At 66.0% G+C, this 17,810-nt stretch carries 16 protein-coding genes and 1 pseudogene; all 17 read right to left on the bottom strand.

The genetic code is table 11. The features are described 5' to 3' along the window. Nucleotides 1-93: 93 nt before the first annotated feature. Entirely contained in the window at nucleotides 94-2,634 is a 2,541-nt protein-coding gene (locus tag CH285_RS00610) for an ATP-dependent Clp protease ATP-binding subunit (protein ID WP_032364473.1), read from the bottom strand. Between the two features lie 273 nt (nucleotides 2,635-2,907). Beyond that, on the bottom strand, nucleotides 2,908-4,431 hold the full coding sequence (gene lysS / locus CH285_RS00600) for a lysine--tRNA ligase (protein ID WP_094642939.1): 1,524 nt from the start codon (nucleotides 4,429-4,431) through the stop codon (nucleotides 2,908-2,910). Nucleotides 4,432-4,467: 36 nt separating this feature from the next. After that, a pseudogene (locus CH285_RS00595) lies at nucleotides 4,468-4,889 on the bottom strand (rhodanese-like domain-containing protein). Further along, nucleotides 4,886-5,455, bottom strand: a complete 570-nt coding sequence (locus CH285_RS00590) for a cysteine dioxygenase (protein ID WP_094642938.1) — start codon at nucleotides 5,453-5,455, stop codon at nucleotides 4,886-4,888. Before CH285_RS00590 ends, CH285_RS00595 begins: the two are co-directional and overlap by 4 nt. 137 nt (nucleotides 5,456-5,592) lie before the next feature. Beyond that, the gene (locus CH285_RS00585) at nucleotides 5,593-6,393 is read right to left on the bottom strand and encodes a type III pantothenate kinase (RefSeq protein WP_027494363.1); all 801 of its coding nucleotides are present in this window, start codon (nucleotides 6,391-6,393) and stop codon (nucleotides 5,593-5,595) included. 4 nt (nucleotides 6,394-6,397) lie between these two features. After that, nucleotides 6,398-6,829 carry an aspartate 1-decarboxylase gene (panD, locus tag CH285_RS00580; protein WP_057472908.1) on the bottom strand — a complete coding sequence of 144 codons (432 nt, stop codon included), beginning with the start codon at nucleotides 6,827-6,829 and terminating at the stop codon, nucleotides 6,398-6,400. Between the two features lie 4 nt (nucleotides 6,830-6,833). Further along, on the bottom strand, nucleotides 6,834-7,742 hold the full coding sequence (gene panC / locus CH285_RS00575) for a pantoate--beta-alanine ligase (RefSeq protein ID WP_027494365.1): 909 nt from the start codon (nucleotides 7,740-7,742) through the stop codon (nucleotides 6,834-6,836). Then, nucleotides 7,739-8,653: a Rossmann-like and DUF2520 domain-containing protein gene (locus CH285_RS00570; RefSeq protein WP_094642937.1), complete on the bottom strand. Its 915-nt coding sequence runs from the start codon at nucleotides 8,651-8,653 to the stop codon at nucleotides 7,739-7,741. The genes panC and CH285_RS00570 overlap by 4 nt, the downstream gene beginning before the upstream one ends. A 114-nt stretch (nucleotides 8,654-8,767) precedes the next feature. Then, nucleotides 8,768-10,009, bottom strand: coding sequence for a DUF6779 domain-containing protein (locus CH285_RS00565; RefSeq protein WP_176458657.1), 1,242 nt, complete (start codon nucleotides 10,007-10,009; stop codon nucleotides 8,768-8,770). Nucleotides 10,010-10,099: 90 nt separating this feature from the next. Then, nucleotides 10,100-10,570: a DUF3180 domain-containing protein gene (locus CH285_RS00560; protein ID WP_032369421.1), complete on the bottom strand. Its 471-nt coding sequence runs from the start codon at nucleotides 10,568-10,570 to the stop codon at nucleotides 10,100-10,102. Further along, a complete protein-coding gene (gene folK / locus CH285_RS00555; protein WP_032364478.1) occupies nucleotides 10,567-11,076 on the bottom strand; it encodes a 2-amino-4-hydroxy-6-hydroxymethyldihydropteridine diphosphokinase in 510 nt (169 codons plus the stop codon). The genes CH285_RS00560 and folK overlap by 4 nt, the downstream gene beginning before the upstream one ends. Next, nucleotides 11,073-11,474, bottom strand: coding sequence for a dihydroneopterin aldolase (gene folB / locus CH285_RS00550; protein WP_045841635.1), 402 nt, complete (start codon nucleotides 11,472-11,474; stop codon nucleotides 11,073-11,075). Before folB ends, folK begins: the two co-directional genes overlap by 4 nt. After that, complete coding sequence (folP, locus tag CH285_RS00545) at nucleotides 11,471-12,319, bottom strand: dihydropteroate synthase (protein ID WP_176458656.1); 849 nt, start codon at nucleotides 12,317-12,319, stop codon at nucleotides 11,471-11,473. The genes folB and folP overlap by 4 nt, the downstream gene beginning before the upstream one ends. Before the next feature lie 19 nt (nucleotides 12,320-12,338). After that, on the bottom strand, nucleotides 12,339-12,965 hold the full coding sequence (gene folE, locus CH285_RS00540) for a GTP cyclohydrolase I FolE (RefSeq protein ID WP_082519163.1): 627 nt from the start codon (nucleotides 12,963-12,965) through the stop codon (nucleotides 12,339-12,341). 207 nt (nucleotides 12,966-13,172) lie between these two features. After that, a complete protein-coding gene (gene ftsH, locus CH285_RS00535) occupies nucleotides 13,173-15,983 on the bottom strand; it encodes an ATP-dependent zinc metalloprotease FtsH (protein WP_094642936.1) in 2,811 nt (936 codons plus the stop codon). Between the two features lie 307 nt (nucleotides 15,984-16,290). Beyond that, entirely contained in the window at nucleotides 16,291-16,842 is a 552-nt protein-coding gene (hpt, locus tag CH285_RS00530; RefSeq protein WP_027494374.1) for a hypoxanthine phosphoribosyltransferase, read from the bottom strand. 11 nt (nucleotides 16,843-16,853) lie between these two features. Beyond that, on the bottom strand, nucleotides 16,854-17,807 hold the full coding sequence (gene tilS, locus CH285_RS00525; protein ID WP_176458655.1) for a tRNA lysidine(34) synthetase TilS: 954 nt from the start codon (nucleotides 17,805-17,807) through the stop codon (nucleotides 16,854-16,856). Nucleotides 17,808-17,810 lie beyond the last annotated feature (3 nt).

Here is a 17,810-nt window from a genome sequence, read left to right as displayed (position 1 = left end):
CGGCAGGGGGGGAGGGTGTTGGTTGGCTTGTGGGCATACGACAACGGGCGACCCTCCGAAGAGGATCGCCCGTTGTGTTGGAACTGGTGAAACTTACTCGCTGTCGCTGTCTCCGGCGGCCTTGGCCAGATCGACCGGGACCTCGTCGGGGACGATGATGGCTTTCTTCTCACCGCGGAACGTGAATTTCGCGTCCTCGCCTGCGCCTTCGCCGTCCCAGTTCTCGACGTCGACCAGGATGATCTGGCCGGCTTCGATTTCGCCGAAGAGGATCTTCTCCGACAGGGCGTCCTCGATCTCGCGCTGGATGGTGCGACGCAATGGCCGTGCACCCAGTACGGGGTCGAATCCACGCTTGGCCAGCAACGACTTGGCCTTCTCGGTGACCTCGATCGCCATGTCCTTGTTCTTGAGCGCACCTTCGACTCGGTTGAGCATGAGATCGACCATCTGGATGATCTCGTCTCGGGTGAGCTGGTGGAACACGACGATGTCGTCGATACGGTTCAGGAACTCGGGGCGGAAATGCTTCTTCAGCTCGTCGTTGACCTTGAGCTTCATGCGCTCGTAGTTCGAGCCGGTGCCTTCACCCGAGGAGAAGCCGAGACCGACAGCCTTCGAGATGTCTGCGGTACCGAGGTTCGAGGTGAAGATCAGCACGGTGTTCTTGAAGTCGACCGTGCGTCCCTGTCCGTCGGTCAGGCGACCGTCTTCCAGGACCTGAAGCAGCGTGTTATAGATCTCCGAGTGGGCCTTCTCGATCTCGTCGAACAGGACGACGGAGAACGGCTTGCGGCGGACCTTCTCGGTGAGCTGGCCACCCTCTTCGTAGCCGACGTATCCGGGAGGAGCACCGAACAGACGCGAGGCGGTGAAGCGGTCGTGGAACTCGCCCATGTCGATCTGGATGAGCGCGTCGTCCTCACCGAAGAGGAAGTTCGCGAGTGCCTTCGACAGCTCGGTCTTACCGACACCGGACGGGCCGGCGAAGATGAACGAGCCCGACGGGCGCTTCGGGTCCTTCAGACCTGCACGGGTACGACGGATCGCCTTGGAGACGGCCTTGACTGCCTCGACCTGGCCGATGATCCGCTTGTGCAGCTCGTCTTCCATGCGGAGCAGACGCGTGGTCTCTTCCTCGGTGAGCTTGAAGACGGGGATGCCGGTCCAGTTTCCGAGGACCTCGGCGATCTGCTCGTCGTCGACCTCGGCGATGACGTCGAGGTCACCGGAACGCCACTGCTTTTCCCGCTCGGCACGCTGACCGACGAGGGTCTTCTCCTTGTCGCGCAGGTTCGCAGCCTTCTCGAAGTCCTGGGCGTCGATGGCCGATTCCTTCTCCCGGCGTGCGTCGGCGATCTTGTCGTCGAACTCACGCAGGTCTGGCGGCGCGGTCATCCGGCGGATGCGCATCCGCGCGCCCGCCTCGTCGATGAGGTCGATTGCCTTGTCGGGCAAGAACCGATCGTTGATGTACCGGTCGGCCAGGGTGGCGGCAGCGACGAGTGCACCGTCGGTGATCGAGACGCGGTGGTGTGCCTCGTAGCGATCGCGCAGACCCTTGAGGATCTCGATGGTGTGCTCGACGGTCGGCTCGCCGACCTGGACGGGCTGGAAACGACGCTCGAGAGCGGCGTCCTTCTCGATGTACTTGCGGTACTCGTCGAGCGTGGTGGCACCGATGGTCTGCAGTTCGCCACGAGCCAGCTTCGGCTTGAGGATCGACGCTGCGTCGATGGCACCTTCGGCGGCACCTGCGCCGACGAGCGTGTGCAGCTCGTCGATGAACAGGATGATGTCGCCGCGGGTGTTGATCTCCTTGAGCACCTTCTTCAGGCGCTCCTCGAAGTCACCGCGGTAACGGCTGCCGGCCACGAGCGAGCCGAGGTCGAGGGTGTAGAGCTGCTTGTCCTTGAGCGTCTCGGGAACCTCACCGTTGACGATGGCCTGAGCCAGGCCTTCGACGACTGCGGTCTTACCGACACCGGGCTCGCCGATCAGAACAGGGTTGTTCTTGGTACGACGCGACAGCACCTGCATGACGCGCTCGATTTCCTTCGCGCGACCGATGACCGGGTCGAGCTTGCCTTCGAGCGCGGCCTGGGTGAGGTTGCGTCCGAACTGGTCGAGAACCAGAGACGTCGACGGGGTGCCCGCCTCGCCGCGGCCGCTGCCGCTCTCGGACGGCTCTTTGCCCTGGTAGCCCGACAGCAGCTGGATGACCTGCTGGCGCACGCGGTTGAGGTCGGCTCCGAGCTTGACCAGAACCTGAGCTGCGACGCCTTCGCCTTCGCGGATCAGGCCGAGCAGGATGTGCTCGGTGCCGATGTAGTTGTGGCCGAGCTGCAGTGCTTCACGCAGGCTGAGCTCGAGTACTTTCTTGGCGCGCGGAGTGAACGGAATGTGACCGGACGGAGCCTGCTGGCCCTGGCCGATGATTTCCTCTACCTGGCTGCGAACTCCTTCGAGGGAGATGCCCAGCGACTCGAGAGACTTTGCTGCAACACCTTCACCCTCGTGGATGAGGCCCAGCAGAATGTGCTCCGTGCCGATGTAGTTGTGGTTGAGCATCCGGGCTTCTTCTTGAGCCAGGACGACAACACGCCGCGCGCGATCGGTGAACCTCTCGAACATCGCTCTCCCTCACTTCTCGGTGGGTGGTAGCTCGCCCACCAGTTCTTCCAGCGCCGCAGTGTCCTGAACACTCGGTCGCTTGTGCATTCGAAGGTAAGACTGTGTCTCACTGTAGTTGGCCGACGTGACGAACGCCGACCCTCCACCCCTGAAATACTGCGTATCCGGCAACGAGACGGACCGCCTCGTGTGCTTACTGTTCATAACGCAGGCACTTTGCAAAACGTTTCCCGATCGCTGTCCGCTGCTGGCGAACAGCTTTCTGGCCTCCGATCAGGCCTGCGACGGCTTGACGATCGGAAACAGGATCGTTTCTCGGATACCCAGCCCGGTCAACGCCATCAGCAGACGGTCGATTCCCATACCGGTTCCGGTGGTCGGCGGCATTCCCTGTTCCATGGCCGCGAGGAAGTCCTCGTCGAGCACCATCGCCTCGTCGTCGCCTGCGGCAGCCTGACGCGCCTGGTCCTCGAAGCGCTCACGCTGGATGATCGGATCGACCAACTCGGAGTAGCCGGTGGCCAGCTCGAACCCACGGACGTACAGGTCCCACTTCTCGGTGACGCCTGGCTTGCTGCGGTGCTGACGCGTCAGCGGGGACGTCTCGACCGGGAAGTCGCGGACGAACGTCGGTTCGGTCAACGCGTCGCCCACCTGGTGTTCCCACAGCTCCTCGACGAGCTTGCCGTGGCCGTAGATCGGGACGCCGTCCTTGCGTGGCACCTCGACGCCCACCTTGTCGGCGATGGCGAGCAACTCGTCGACGGTGGTGTCGGGGGTGACGTCGAATCCGAGCGACTCCGACAGCGACGGGTACATCTCGAGCGTCGTCCACTCGCCACCGAGATCGTAGGTCGTGCCGTCGGGCAGTGTGACGACCGTGGATCCGAGGGCTGCTATGGCCACTTCCTGGACCAGCTCCCGCGTCATCTTCGCCGAATCGTCGTACGTGCCGTAGGCCTCGTACGTCTCGAGCATCGCGAACTCCGGCGAGTGCGAGGAGTCGGCACCCTCGTTGCGGAAGTTGCGGTTGATCTCGAACACCTTCTCGATACCGCCGACGACGCAGCGCTTGAGGAACAGCTCCGGCGCGATCCGCAGGAACAAGTCGGTGTCCATGGCATTGGAGTGCGTGACGAACGGCCGGGCTGCCGCGCCGCCGTGCAGCGTCTGCAGCATCGGGGTCTCGACTTCGAGGAACCCGCGACGCTCGAGTGCATTGCGTAGTTCTCTGACGACGGCGATGCGCTTGCGGGCGGTCTCTCGGGCCTCCGGACGCGTGATCAGATCCAGGTAGCGCTGCCGAATACGCGTCTCTTCGCTGAGTTCCTTGTGCGCGACGGGCAAGGGCCGCAACGACTTCGACGCGATCTGCCAGGCGTCGGCCATCACCGAGAGCTCACCTCGACGGGAGCTGATGACCTCGCCGTGTACGAACACGAAGTCGCCCAGGTCGACGTCGGCCTTCCACGCTGCGAGGGCGTCCTCGCCGACACCTGCCAGGCTGATCATGGCTTGGAGCTGGGTGCCGTCGCCCTCCTGCAGGGTGGCGAAGCACAGCTTGCCGGTGTTACGGACGAAGATCACGCGGCCGACGACGCCGACGATCAGGCCGGTCGTCGTGTCGGCGTCGAGCTCGGGAAACTGGGTGCGGATCTCGAGCAGCGAATGGGTCCGCGGAACCGACACCGGATACGCCTCGACCCCGCGCTCGAGCAACGCAGCGCGCTTGGCGCGACGAATCCGTAGCTGCTCCGGGGTGTCGTCGGCCGGCTGGGTAGAAGCTGTATCACTCACGCGCACACACTTTACAGTCCAGGACTGTCAGGACGATCAGTGCGCTGCGACGGCCTCAGCCTCGCGAACGCAGTGCTTGGCCTGCGTCAACACCCGAGCAGCCCGGCCGACTTCAGTGCCTGATAGCCGCCGACCAGATCGGTGGCCTTGTGCAGACCCAGCAGCTTGAGCGACGCGGCCGCGAGCGAGGAGGTGTAGCCCTCGGAGCAGATGACGATCCACTCGACGTCGTGGTCGGTGGCGATCGCCAGCCGCGCGTCACTGGTGGGATCGAGACGCCATTCGAGAACGTTGCGTTCGATGGCCAACGCACCGGGCAGGGTGCCCTCGACTGCGCGCTGCGCCTGCGGGCGAATGTCGACGACGACCGCGCCGCGGTCGACAGCGTCACGGAGTTCGAAGACGGTCATGCGATCGATGGTCTCGCGAGCGGATTCGAGCATTTCGACGATGGTCATCTCGTGGCCTTCTCGGGTTCGGCGGTGAGCTCGCTGCGGGTCCGGCGCAGCGTGGCGCGCTCGGTCACTTCGTAGTACGACATCGCCGTCAGCGGCGGTGAGTAGGCGTGCACGCTGAGGGTGGGCCCGGTCGTGTTCGACGCCGGATCGTGCATCACGTCGTGCACCCATCCCAGCGGAAAGGCTGCCTGATCTCCCGCGTCGAGATGACGTTCCTTCAGTTCAGTTCCCGCCCAACGGTATTCGAGCAAAGAACCACTCAGGACGGTCAATGCACCGAGCGATCCGGCGTGATCGTGCAGTTCGGTGGATCGCTCGGGAACCCAGCTGATCAACCAGACGTCGAGATCGTCGTCGGAGTGCAGGCGAGTGGCCCAACGCTCGTCCGTCGGCCACCGTCCACCGCCGGGAAGCAGGTGGTCGAACCGCCCCTCGAGGACGTCCGATGCGCCCTGATCGGTGATGCGCAGCAGGTCGGGTGGACGTAGCCGCGTCGGCAACGTCGAGACCGACCGTGAGGACGATCGGGGTCGGGAGGGTGCAGAAAATACAGGTGTGGAAAGCATGAAGCTCTACTCCAGGGGTGTGTAACGAACGAGGCAGCGGTCAGCCTCGACAACACTCCTGGGTGGCCATGCACGTCATCACGCGGACGATTCTGACACACGAACGCCCGACGCGCTACCCCGCTTCACCGAAACACTCAGCGTGGCCGCCGCTTTGCCATGTTGCGTTCGTAGACCAGTCGAAGTCCTTCGAGCGTCAGGTCGGGTTCGTGATGCTCGATGGTCGTCGACTCGGGCAGGATCAGCGCGGCGATGTCTCCGGTACCGATGACCGCGACGTCGGCGCCTTTGACCTCCGGCACCTCACGTCTGATGCGTCCGACGAGCCCGTCCACCAGGCCGGCGAAACCGAAGATGGTGCCCGCTTGGATGCACTCGACGGTGTTCTTGCCCAGCACCGATCGCGGCCGCACCATCTCGACCTCACGCAGCGTCGCGGTGCGAGTCGACATGGCCGACGCCGAAATTTCGAGACCGGGCGCGATCGCTCCGCCAAGGAACTCGCCCTTGGCCGAGACGACGTCGACACACGTGGTGGTGCCGAAATCCACCACGATGCACGCCGAGTCGTACAGATCATGCGCAGCAAGGGTATTGACGATGCGGTCGGCACCAACCTCTTTGGGATTGTCGACCAGCAGCGGAACCCCGGTCCGCACACCGGGTTCGACCACAACGTGCACCACGTGATCCCAGTAGCGTACGAGCATCGTCCGCATCTCGCGCAGCACGGACGGCACCGTGGACAGAGCCGTCACCCCGGTGATCTGCTCGGCCTGTTCGCCCAACAACCCCCGCAACATGAACGCCAGCTCGTCGGCCGTCACATGGGGATCGGTGCGAATACGCCAATCGCGCAGCAGTTTCGAGTGATCCCCGGTGCCGGTGAAGAGCCCGACCACCGTGCTGGTGTTGCGTACATCGATTGCGAGAAGCATCGAGTCAGACCAGCACGGAGTCGGCCCGCAGATCGCGCGGCGTGATCAGACCCGAACCGGCGGGCGCATGAGCCGGGTCGCTGCCGAGCTCGACCGGCCGGTTCTTGTCGTCGACGAACACCACCCGTGGTGAGTAGTCGGCAACCTCCTGCTCGTTCATGACCCCGTAGGCGATCAGGATGACCAGATCACCCGGATTCACCAAATGCGCTGCGGCCCCATTGATTCCGATGACGCCACTGCCCCGCTCGCCGGTGATCACGTAGGTCTCCAGCCGCGCACCGTTGTCGATGTCGACAATGGTGACCTGCTCGCCTTCGAGCAGATCGGCTGCTTCCATCAGCTCCTGATCGACGGTCACCGAGCCCACGTAGTGCAGATCGGCATGCGTGACGGTGGCGCGATGGATCTTGGACTTCATCATGGTACGAAACATCGTGTCACTCTCCACTTTTGGGATCGTCGGGGTATTCGAGAAAGCCCGTGCCGACTGCGACACCGACGTTGTCGATCAATCTCGTGGTGCCGACCTTGGCGGCCACGAGCAGTCTTCCGTCCCCGCGTTCGGGAGCCGGGCCGAGATGCGGGTCGCGCACTTCGAGGTAGTCGACCTGGACCAACGGCACCTGGTCGAGTACGGCACGCGCGGTGGCGATGATCGCCTCCGGACCACCGGCAGCGGCGTGCGCCCCGGCCACGAGTGCAGCGGACAACGCCATTGCAGCGTCACGCTGTTCGGCATCGAGATACCTGTTGCGCGAGGACAGCGCCAGACCGTCCTGCTCGCGAACCGTCGGGACTCCGATGACCGCGACGTCGAAGTTCAGGTCTCGCACCATCTGCCGGATCAGCGTCAGCTGCTGGTAGTCCTTCTCCCCGAAGTACGCCCGATGCGGAGCGGCTATCTGCAGCAGCTTGGCCACGACGGTGAGCATTCCCGCGAAATGCGTTGGCCTGCTGGCACCTTCGAGTTCACTACCGAGCGGACCGGGATGGACCGTGGTGCGCGGCCCGGACGGGTACATGTCCGACGCGGACGGCGCGAATACCAATTCCACGCCCTCGCCGCGGAGCAGTTCGACATCGGCGTCGAGGGTCCGCGGATAGGCGTCGAGGTCCTCCCCCACGCCGAACTGCAGCGGATTGACGAAGATCGACACGATCACGACCGCGCCGGTGAGCTTCGCCTGGCGCACCAACTGCAGGTGGCCGGCATGCAATGCGCCCATGGTCGGCACCAGAGCGACCTGCTTGCCGACGCCACGTAGGGCCTTGGACACCGACGTGATCACCGCGGGATCGTGGTGAACCGTCAACTGCCCCTTCGTGTAGCTGCCCGCGAGGGTCATCGCTTCCCTTCCAGAATCTCGATCAGATCGGCTGCGGCACCGATACGTTGGGCGGACCGCAGCGACAGCGCACGGTACCCGGCGGCGATCCGTGGATCGACGGCCTCGAGCACTTCGAGGTGTTTGCCCACAGCCGCGGTATCGCCTCGGGCCACCGGGCCGGTCAGTGCGGATTGTCCGTTGCGCAGCGCATTGTCCAGTGCAGCTTCGAGCAGCGGAGCCAGAACGCGCTCGGGCACACCCCGTTCGGCGTCGGATCCAGGAAAACCCGGACCGACCAACGCAACTCGCAGTGCCTCGACCGCGTCGACCACCAACGTCACGAGGTGATTGCTGCCGTGAGCGAGCGCCGCGTGGTAGAGCGCCCGGTTGTTCTCGGGCACGTGCACCGGCTCGCCGCCGATCTCGAGGACGAGGGCTTGGGCTACCGCGTAACCGATCTCGTCGCCTGCGGTGATGCCGAAGCACGCGGCCGTCATCCGGTCGGTGTCCTCGGGTCCGCCGCTGAATGTCATCGCCGGATGTATCGCCAACGGAACCGCGCCCAGGGCAGCCAACGGCTCCAGTACTGCGACGCCGTTCGCGCCGGAGGTGTGCGCCACCAACTTGCCCGGCGCGACCGCCCCGGTCGCGGCGAGACCGGCGACGATCGAGGCCAGTTCGTAATCCGGTACCGCCAGAATCAGCAGTTCGGCGCGACGGGCAACCTCGTCGACAGGCAGAATCTGCGACTCGGGCAATCGATCACGTACTCGCGCGATGGATGCGTCCGATACCGCGGCGGCACCGACAACAACGTGTCCGACGCGTTCGAGCGCCTCACCGAATGCCGTACCGACCCGACCGGCGGAGACGACACCCACGGTCAAGCGAGCCGGAGACAGACCACCAGTGAACCCTGATGAGGTCACCGAAATTTTCCTCTCGTTCGTTCCAGTCCCGCTCGGCGGGTACCAGACGTCCTGCAGGGAACAATAGCGACAGCGGCACCGAACGTGCCATGGGAAACCGGTGTGATCTGGTTCTCAGTCTGCGCGACGGCGACGGCGACGCGTGCCGGCGTCGGTGGTCGTCGTGTCGGCCGAATCGCCGCCTGCCAGCCCGGCCATGATCTCGGCGACGGAACGGCCGTTGGAGTGCGCGCCGGACGCCTCCTCGGGGGATTCGGCGCGCCTGCGTCCGCGTCGCGGTGCATCCGCCGTCTCCTCGGCAGGCGTGTCGTCGACGCGGTCGGCTGCGAAGAACGCATCGGCCGAATCGCGCAGCGATCGGCGCGACTCCGGGTACGTGGCCGCTTCTTCGGCCGATTCGGACTCGGGGGCCTGTTGAGCCTGGGCCTCCTCGACAGGTTCGGCGTCCTCGACCGCTGCTGATTCGGCCGGTTCGGATTCGGCCGCGGGTCGACGCGTCTGCTCGAAGTTGTATGCGGTGAACGGCGAGGTGGGCGGGCTCACCCGCCCGGCCGGCCTCGGTGCCCCGTAGGGGCGGGACTGCGCGGCCGGCGGCTCGGTGCGGTCGTTCTGCCCGGCGTCGGTGACGTCGTCGGAACCCTCCGGTGCAGAACCCTGCTCGGCAGACGCGTCCTGTGCGTACCGGGAATCGGCTTCAGGTGCCGCGGTCGCGCGGGGCATTTCGTCGGGATCCTCGGGGTAGACCACCGACGTCTCGGCGGTGACCGGCTCGTCGTAGGGCGTACCTACGCCGTTGAAGCCGGGGCCTGCAGGTCCGTTGCCGTTGCCGCCACCCCGTACGTACAACCCGGACGGGGCGGGCTGATAGCTGTCGTAGCCACGGCCACCGAGTTCCTGCATCCGCATCGCCTCGGCGCGCAGTGCGACCCGTTCGGTCGGCAGATTGCCCTCGAACAGCACCTGCAGGTTCTGGCGCAGCGCGGCCAGTTCGTTACGCAGCGCAGCGACCTCGTCCGATTCCAACCGAGTCTCGTTGCGCACTCGGGCTTCGACGCTCATCTCGTACTCGCGTCGGGCCGAGATCTCGCGGGCGAGCTGCAGTTCGTAGACGGTCTGTAAGTCCTTGGCCTTGGTCTGATCCGCGGCCGCTTCCCTTCGGTACTTTGTCATCGCGAACGCACCGATCACCGCGGCCCACAGCGCCGAGAGCACCCCGACGCGCATCCACTGAACGCTTTCGCTGAACAACAACAGCACACTGGCGACGATGCCGAACACGACGAGCGCCGCGAGGAACAGCTGGCTCGCACTACGCCGCTTTCGGCGTCCCTTCTTGGCGCGAGTCTGATCTGTCATGTTCTCAAGGGTAACCGGCCTGTCGGTCGCATCTGGTCATCCCCGACCGATCACGTACACAACGAAGGTAACGATCGAGGGACGGATACGTTATCGGGAGCGCTCGTCGTCCCGATCTTCCGGGGTGCGGCAGCACTGCTCGAGCCACACCGCGGCGGCGACGACGGCCAGGCCCGCGACGAGGGCCACGATCGCTCCGGCTCGGTCCGCCGACGCCGCTCGCACCGTTGCCGCTCGTGGCAATACGTACACCAGGAAGCCGACGCACACCCCCACCAGAGCGGTTCCCACCAGCAGCGACGCCTTCGCCAACACCAGCGCCCGGAAGACCGTCAACGGATGCAGGTCGTGCAGACCGGTACCCACTCGATGCTCGGCGATGCGATTGCGGACGATCACCGCGGTCACCACTTCCACCACCGCGACCAGATACAGCGACGCTCCGGCGTACACCGGGATCGGCGGAAACGAACCGTAGAAAACCCGCACCAGCAGCCACGTGCCCACTGCGGCGATCAGAAACAAACCCAAGACATCCCAGATCTTGGTGGGATTGGTCACCACAGTCGATCACCGTCGCCGTCGAGACGGACGACTCCCGCTCGCTCGTCCGTACTCAGACGCTCGAGCAGCTCGGATATCGGCACGTCCGCCCCGTCGACCCGAAGCGTGGCGTCGGGCTCGACGTCCAGCCACGGCAGCAGCACGAACGCGCGCTCGTGTGCACGGGGATGGGGAAGAATCAGGCGCGGGTCGTCACTGATGACGTCGTCGCACACGATCACGTCGACGTCGAGGCTGCGGGGTCCCCAACGCTGCACTCGAACGCGGTCCGCTGCCTCCTCGAGTTGCTGCGCCAGACGCAACCAGTCCCACGGGCCGTAGGCATCGTCCTCGGCCACCACGATCGCGTTGAGGAAGTCCTGTTGCTCGACGCCACCCCACGGAGCAGATCGATGCACGGCCGAGCACGCCACCACGCGCGAACCCAATTCCGTTGTGACAGAACGCAAGTGGCTCATCGAGTCGCCGATGTTGCTGCCGATCGACAGCACTGCACGGCTCACTTTCGCTCCCGATAGGCCACCACGGCAACGTCGCCGAACGTCAGGGGAATGGGAGCCGACGGCTTGTGCAGCACCACCTCCACTGCGTCGACTCGGGAGTCGTAACCGAGCACCACCTCGGCGATCTCGGCGGAGACCGTCTCGATCAGGTCCCGGGACGGGCCCGCTACGACCGCCGCGGCATGTTCGGCCAGTTCGCCGTAATGCAGCGTGCGAGTCAGATCGTCGGTCTCGGCCGCGGGCGAGAGATCCATCCAGACGGTGATGTCGACGACGAAGTCCTGGCCGTCTCGCTTCTCGAAGTCGAAGACCCCGTGATTGCCGCGGACGGTCAGCCCGCGCAATTCGATGCGGTCACCGCGACGAGTCCCTGCAGCGGCACTGTTGATCTCGCTCATGCGCGACCACCCTGCCATGCCCGCACGACGGCGACCGCGTCGAGTGACGACCGGACGTCGTGCACCCGCACTCCCCACGCGCCGCCGGCGACGGCGAGGGCCGAGACGACGGCCGTCGCGATCTCCCGGCCGTCCGGTGGACGCGGTGAACCGTCGGGTTCGGCGAGGAGCGAGCCCAGAAAACGTTTGCGGGACGCACCCACCAGAACTGGGAAACCGGATTCCACCAGGGTGGGCAGTCCGCGCAGCAGCTGCCAGTTGTGCTCTGCGTTCTTGGCGAATCCGAGGCCCGGGTCCAGCACGATCCGCGACGCGTCGACCCCGGCGCTCACTGCGTGGTCGACCTGCTCGAGCAGTTCGCGGCGGACGTCGGCGACCACGTCGTCGTAGTGATCGGCCGGGCCGGTGTGCCGGAACGTCGAGTCGGCGGCCCGCCAGTGCATCAGGATCCACGGCAGCCCGCCTTGCGCGACCACGCCGGCCATTGCGGGGTCGGCTCGACCGCCCGAGACGTCGTTGACGATCGACACCCCGGCCTCGATCGCCGCAGCGGCGACGTGTGCGCGCATCGTGTCGACGCTGGCGCTCACGCCTTCGGCGGCCAACGCCGAGATGACCGGTACGACGCGCTGTGCCTCGACCGACGGGTCGACGCGGTCCGCCCCGGGGCGCGTGGACTCCCCGCCGACGTCGACGATGTCGACTCCCAGCCGATGCATCGCCAGGCCGTGTTCGACAGCCGCGTCGACGTCGAGGTAGCGACCGCCGTCGGAGAACGAATCGGCCGTCACGTTGAGAACGCCCATGACGATGGGCGCAGCGGGAACGGAGCGCGCGAGAATCATCGTGATCGGACCGGAACCGTCATTTCCGGAGGATCAGGTCCAAGGCTTCCGAACGCGATGCCGCGCTGGACTGCAGCAGACCCCGGACCGCCGAGGTGGTGGTGCTGGCACCGGGCTTGCGGATACCGCGCATCGCCATGCACAGGTGCTCGGCCTCGATCACGACGATTGCGCCGCGTGGGTCGAGCTTGCGCATCAACGCGTCGGCGATTTGGCTGGTCAACCGCTCCTGCACCTGGGGACGCTTGGCGTACATGTCCACCACGCGGGCCAGCTTCGACAGACCGGTCACCTTGCCGCTCTTGCCGGGGATGTATCCCACGTGGGCGACGCCGTGGAACGAGACCAGGTGGTGCTCGCACGTGGAGTACATGGGGATGTCGCGAACCAGAACCAGTTCTTGATGGCCTTCGTCGAAGGTCGTGTTCAGCGCGGTGTCCGGATCGGTGTAGAGGCCGGCGAAGATCTCTCGGTAGGACCGGGCGACACGAGCCGGGGTATCGAGCAGGCCCGGGCGGTCGGGATCCTCACCGACGGCGATGAGCAACTCGCGTACCGCGGCCTCCGCGCGGGGCTGGTCGAACACCGCGCCCGTGGCATAGGCCACCGTCTCCGCGATTCCCTGCTGCGGGGCGGCGGATTGCACGGCGGCTGGGACTTCTGCCGAGTCGCCTGTCGACTCGTCGGTCCTGTTGACTGACACGAGAACGTACCTCCGGTTGGGCTCCGCGAATGTGGCAGCTGGGCGGGCGTGCTGCTCGGTGTGAACGGCTCGCCGACGGACAACAGCACGGGTTCGAAACGACGCACTGGGTCGACCGTGACGGTCGACCCAGTCAGCCTAATGATCGGACTAGCGGTGTGAGCCGCCCGGTCCTTCCCACCGTTGGGTGCGTGGGCCGGCGTCGCCGTCGTCGTTTCCGTGACGGTCGCCGTGCTCACCCTGTTGCGACTCCTCCGACGAACCATGAGCGGGTCGATCGTCTCCGGGCAGCGGGTAGTTGTGCGAGCTTTCCGGAACCTCCCATGTGGGAGTCGACTCCGGCGCGCCCTCGGAATTCTCGCCGTAGGGAGGCTCGTGCCGGGACGTGCGACCGTGCTCCCCGGCGTCCGGCCGGAACGGATCCGGCTGGTACTGCGGCGGCTGATACGACTGCTGCGGTTGCTGCGGGTCGTACGACTGCTGCGGCTGGGGCGGCTGGTAGGACTGCGGCTGCTGATACGTCGGATGCTGACGGTAGCCCTGATCCGAGTCCTGCTCACGCGGAGGCTGGTACTGAGCCGGCGGCGTGGACGGGCCTTGGTAGCGCGGCACCTGTGGCTGATCGCGCGGCGGCCAGCCGGGTGCCGACCAGCCGGCGGGAGCGCCGTAATCGGGGCCCGAACCATTGGGACCCGATCGGGGCTCGGGCCGGCGATAGCCCTCGGAGTATCCGCCGCCTGTGGTCGGCCCGCCGTAGCTTCCGTTGGCAGGACCGCCGTTGGTAGCGCCGTTGTAGCCGCCACCGTTGGTAGCCCCGTTGTAGTCGCCGGGGGCAGGCGCGCTACGTCGACCGGCACCCGTGTTCGGTCCGAGCTCGCCGGTGCCGGGGGCGCCGTTGCTGGGTGCGCCGTTGTAACCGTTGCTGCCGTTCTGCTGCCCACCCTTGGTCAGCTGCGGCGACCCGGCGTAGCTGGGCTGCGGAAACTGTTGCGGTGGAAGCTGTTTCGGTGCCGGTGGTACCGGAGGCCACGGCTCGCCGCGCTCGGCTGCGAGCTCGCGAGGAGTCTTGACCGGCGGCTTGTCCGACGGCTTACGGTCACCGAAGTCGTTGAACAGCGTGATGCGCGGGCGCTTGGTGACGCTGTGGAAGATCTTCTCGAGGTCCTTGCGGGTCAGCGTCTCACGTTCGAGCAGCTCGGAGGCAAGGGTGTCGAGCAGGTCGCGGTACTCGTTGAGGATGGCCCACGCCTCGGTGTGCGCGGCTTCGATGAGCTTGCGCACCTCCTCGTCGATTTCGCGGGCGACCTCGTGCGAGAAGTCGGACTGCTGTCCCATCGAACGACCGAGGAACGGGTCGCCCTGTTCCTGTCCGTAGCGAACGGCACCGAGCTTGCTGCTCATGCCGTACTCGGTGACCATAGCGCGGGCGATCTTGGTGGCCTGGTCGATGTCCGAGGACGCTCCGGTGGTCGGCTCGTGGAACACGAGCTCTTCCGCGGCGCGTCCACCCATGGCCATCACCAGGCGCGCGATCATCTCCGACCGCGTCATCAGGCCCTTGTCGTCCTCCGGGACCGTCATCGCGTGACCGCCGGTGCGACCGCGCGCGAGGATGGTCACCTTGTACACGGGCTCGATGTCGGGCATCGCCCATGCCGCGAGAGTGTGGCCACCCTCGTGGTACGCGGTGATCTTGCGCTCGTGCTCGCTGATGATGCGGCTCTTGCGGCGCGGACCACCGACGACGCGGTCGACGGATTCTTCGAGCGACGCCTCGGTGATGACGGTGCCGTTCTCACGAGCGGTGAGCAGTGCCGCTTCGTTGATGACGTTGGCCAGGTCTGCACCCGACATTCCGACGGTTCGCTTAGCCAGACCTTCGAGGTCGGCATCCTGCGCGACGGGCTTGCCGGCCGAGTGCACCTTCAGGATCGCTCGACGGCCGGCCAGGTCGGGGGCGCCGACCGGGATCTGACGGTCGAAGCGGCCCGGACGCAGCAGGGCCGGGTCGAGGATGTCGGGCCGGTTGGTGGCGGCGATGAGGATGACGCCGGTGCGCTCACCGAAGCCGTCCATTTCGACGAGCAGCTGGTTGAGCGTCTGCTCGCGCTCGTCGTGTCCGCCGCCCATGCCTGCGCCGCGCTGGCGGCCGACGGCGTCGATCTCGTCGACGAAGATGATGCAGGGGCTGTTCTGCTTGGCCTGCTCGAACAGATCGCGCACGCGGGATGCACCGACGCCGACGAACATCTCGACGAAGTCCGAGCCGGAGATGGTGAAGAACGGGACGCCCGCCTCGCCTGCGACGGCGCGCGCCAGCAGCGTCTTGCCGGTTCCGGGAGGGCCGTACAGCAGGACGCCGCGCGGAATCTTGGCACCGAGGGCCTGGTAGCGCGCCGGGTTCTGCAGAAAGTCCTTGATTTCGTAGAGCTCTTCGACAGCCTCGTCCGCGCCCGCGACATCCGCGAACGTGGTCTTCGGCATATCTTTCGTCAGCTGCTTGGCCTTGGATTTGCCGAAGCCCATGACACCGCCGCGGCCGCCGCCCTGCATACGGCTCATCACGAAGATGATCACGCCGAGGATCAACACCATCGGGAGAATGAGCAGCAGGAACGAGCTGAACCAGCTCTCCTGGGTGACGGTGGTGTTGTAGCTGTTCAAGCCCTGCGAGTCGACCTTGTCGAAGATCTGCTCGGACGCCGAGTCCGGATACTTCGCGATGATCTGCTTCTCGTTGTCCGTGGCGTCGGAGGCCTCTTTGAGGGTCAGCCGAATCTGCTGCTCACGGTCGTCGATCTGCGCGGACTCGACATTGCGGTCGTCGAGCTGGGCGATCGCCACCGAGGTGTCGACCGACGTCCAGTTCCGCGTGTCGTTACCGAAGTAGCTGAAGGCATAGATCACCAACAGAATGCCGAAAACGATGGCGAGATTTCGTATTACTGTCTTCCGATTCATACAGCTTCAGCCGACTCGGCCGTGTCCTTTCAGTCCGCTCCCGCGCGCTGGCTGCTCCCTGCCCGCCGGATACTCCAGGCTACCGCGAGACTCGGACATCGGACTCGCTCTTACCTGGCGCTCTGCGTCCACGCGCCTGTCGGCGTCGACGCTTCTTCCCCTCCAACGACTGCACTCCCCCGGCAGTTCCCCGTGTATCGCCGCACACTATCCGGATCGATGGACCATTGCATACGTCTCGGCGCGGCAATGGTCCATTGACGGACGGTCCAGCGCAGCGACACGGGCGGAACCGAAAGAACTCGGATCAGCTGTACACCTTCGGGTCCAGCAGACCGATGTACGGCAGATCGCGGTATCGCTCGTTGTAATCGAGGCCGTAGCCGACGACGAACTCGTTGGGGATGTCGAAGCCCACGTTCGCGACCTCGACGTCGACCTTGATCGCGTCGGGCTTACGCAGCAACGTCACCACCGACAGCGAGGCCGGCGACCGGGTCGCCAGGTTGCGCTTGAGCCAGCTCAGCGTCAGACCGGAGTCGATGATGTCCTCGACGATCAGCACGTGGCGTCCGGTGATGTCGCGGTCGAGGTCCTTGAGAATCCGGACGACGCCGGAGGACGACGTCGACGAGCCGTAGGAGCTCACCGCCATGAACTCGAGCTGCGCCGGGATGGGCAGGGCCCGCGCGAAGTCGGTCATGAACATGATCGCGCCCTTGAGAACGCCGACCAGCAGCAAGTCGCCTTCGGGAGCACCCTCGGGATACCGCTTGGCAATTTCCTCTGCGAGTTCCGCGGTCCGTGTTTTGATCTGTTCCTCGGAAATGAGAACCGATTCGATGTCGCCCTCGTACACGGGGTTTCCCTTCATTCGTTCTCCAGGCCGACGCTCAGCCTGCCATGCCGACGCGAGCACACCAACCTCGCCTCCGGCGTTCCCCCAGGCAGCGCAACTCCGCCCTGCCCGGTCCAGCGCACGACGAGCGCATCGACAGCCCGGATCTGACGGTCCGACAACGACGTCACACCCCGGCCGAGAAGCCACCGCCGCACCACTCGGCGGCGGATCGCAGGGTCGGACGATTCGATCGCCGAGACGTCCAACTCGCGCGTGTTCGTATCGACGACGGCCGCGGCGATGGCGTCGAGCGCCCGGCCGTCGTCCTGCAGCTGCTCGGCCGTGCGGGCCAGAGCCGGAGCGACGCCCCCACCGAGCACGTCCTCGAGCAACGGCAACACCTCGTGGCGTAGTCGCACCCGGGTGAAGTCGGGATCGGAATTGTGCGGATCTTCGAACGGTTCGAGTCCCAGCTCCGCGCACGCGGCTCGCGTCACGGCGCGGCGCACCCCGAGGAGCGGGCGACCCCACGGGTCGTCGAACGCTGCCATTCCGGCGATGGACCGCGGCCCCGAGCCGCGACCGAGGCCCAGCAGCACCGTCTCCGCCTGGTCGTCGAGAGTGTGCGCCACCAGTACCGAGGCTTCGCCGCGCGCGCCGTCCAATGCGTCGTATCGGGCTCGGCGAGCCGCGGCTTCCATCCCGCCCGAACCGGCCACGGTCACTGTCAGCACTCGGGCGTCGTCGACGCCCAGCAACCGGGCACGCTCGGCGGCGACGGCAGCCACCTCCGCGGATCCCGCCTGAAGCCCATGATCGACGATCAGCGCCGTCACGTTCGGAGCCTCGGCTGCCGTCGCCGCAGTGAGCGCCAGTGAATCCGCACCACCGGACAGCGCCACCGCTACCGGGCCGGGATGCGCCGCCAACCAACCCCGCACTGCACGCCGAACCTCCAGCAACGCCGGAGACTCGGGCAGCATGGG

Origin of the sequence: Rhodococcus sp. 05-2256-B1 (assembly GCF_002258465.1) — a bacterium.
Classification (GTDB): domain Bacteria; phylum Actinomycetota; class Actinomycetes; order Mycobacteriales; family Mycobacteriaceae; genus Rhodococcoides; species Rhodococcoides fascians.
Note: the sequence above shows the minus strand (reverse complement) of the source record. Positions and strands in the feature narration are given on the sequence as shown.

What these genes read in the sequence shown, in the direction of transcription:
- CH285_RS00610 (WP_032364473.1), bottom strand. Translation starts at nt 2,634, where the DNA reads ATGTTCGAGAGGTTCACCGATCGCGCGCGGCGTGTTGTCGTCCTGGCT.
- CH285_RS00565 (WP_176458657.1), bottom strand. Translation starts at nt 10,009, where the DNA reads ATGACAGATCAGACTCGCGCCAAGAAGGGACGCCGAAAGCGGCGTAGT.
- tilS (WP_176458655.1), bottom strand. Translation starts at nt 17,807, where the DNA reads ATGCTGCCCGAGTCTCCGGCGTTGCTGGAGGTTCGGCGTGCAGTGCGG.
- folP (WP_176458656.1), bottom strand. Translation starts at nt 12,319, where the DNA reads ATGATTCTCGCGCGCTCCGTTCCCGCTGCGCCCATCGTCATGGGCGTT.
- folB (WP_045841635.1), bottom strand. Translation starts at nt 11,474, where the DNA reads ATGAGCGAGATCAACAGTGCCGCTGCAGGGACTCGTCGCGGTGACCGC.
- CH285_RS00585 (WP_027494363.1), bottom strand. Translation starts at nt 6,393, where the DNA reads ATGCTTCTCGCAATCGATGTACGCAACACCAGCACGGTGGTCGGGCTC.
- CH285_RS00590 (WP_094642938.1), bottom strand. Translation starts at nt 5,455, where the DNA reads ATGCTTTCCACACCTGTATTTTCTGCACCCTCCCGACCCCGATCGTCC.
- ftsH (WP_094642936.1), bottom strand. Translation starts at nt 15,983, where the DNA reads ATGAATCGGAAGACAGTAATACGAAATCTCGCCATCGTTTTCGGCATT.
- panC (WP_027494365.1), bottom strand. Translation starts at nt 7,742, where the DNA reads ATGACCCTCGCGGGCAGCTACACGAAGGGGCAGTTGACGGTTCACCAC.
- panD (WP_057472908.1), bottom strand. Translation starts at nt 6,829, where the DNA reads ATGTTTCGTACCATGATGAAGTCCAAGATCCATCGCGCCACCGTCACG.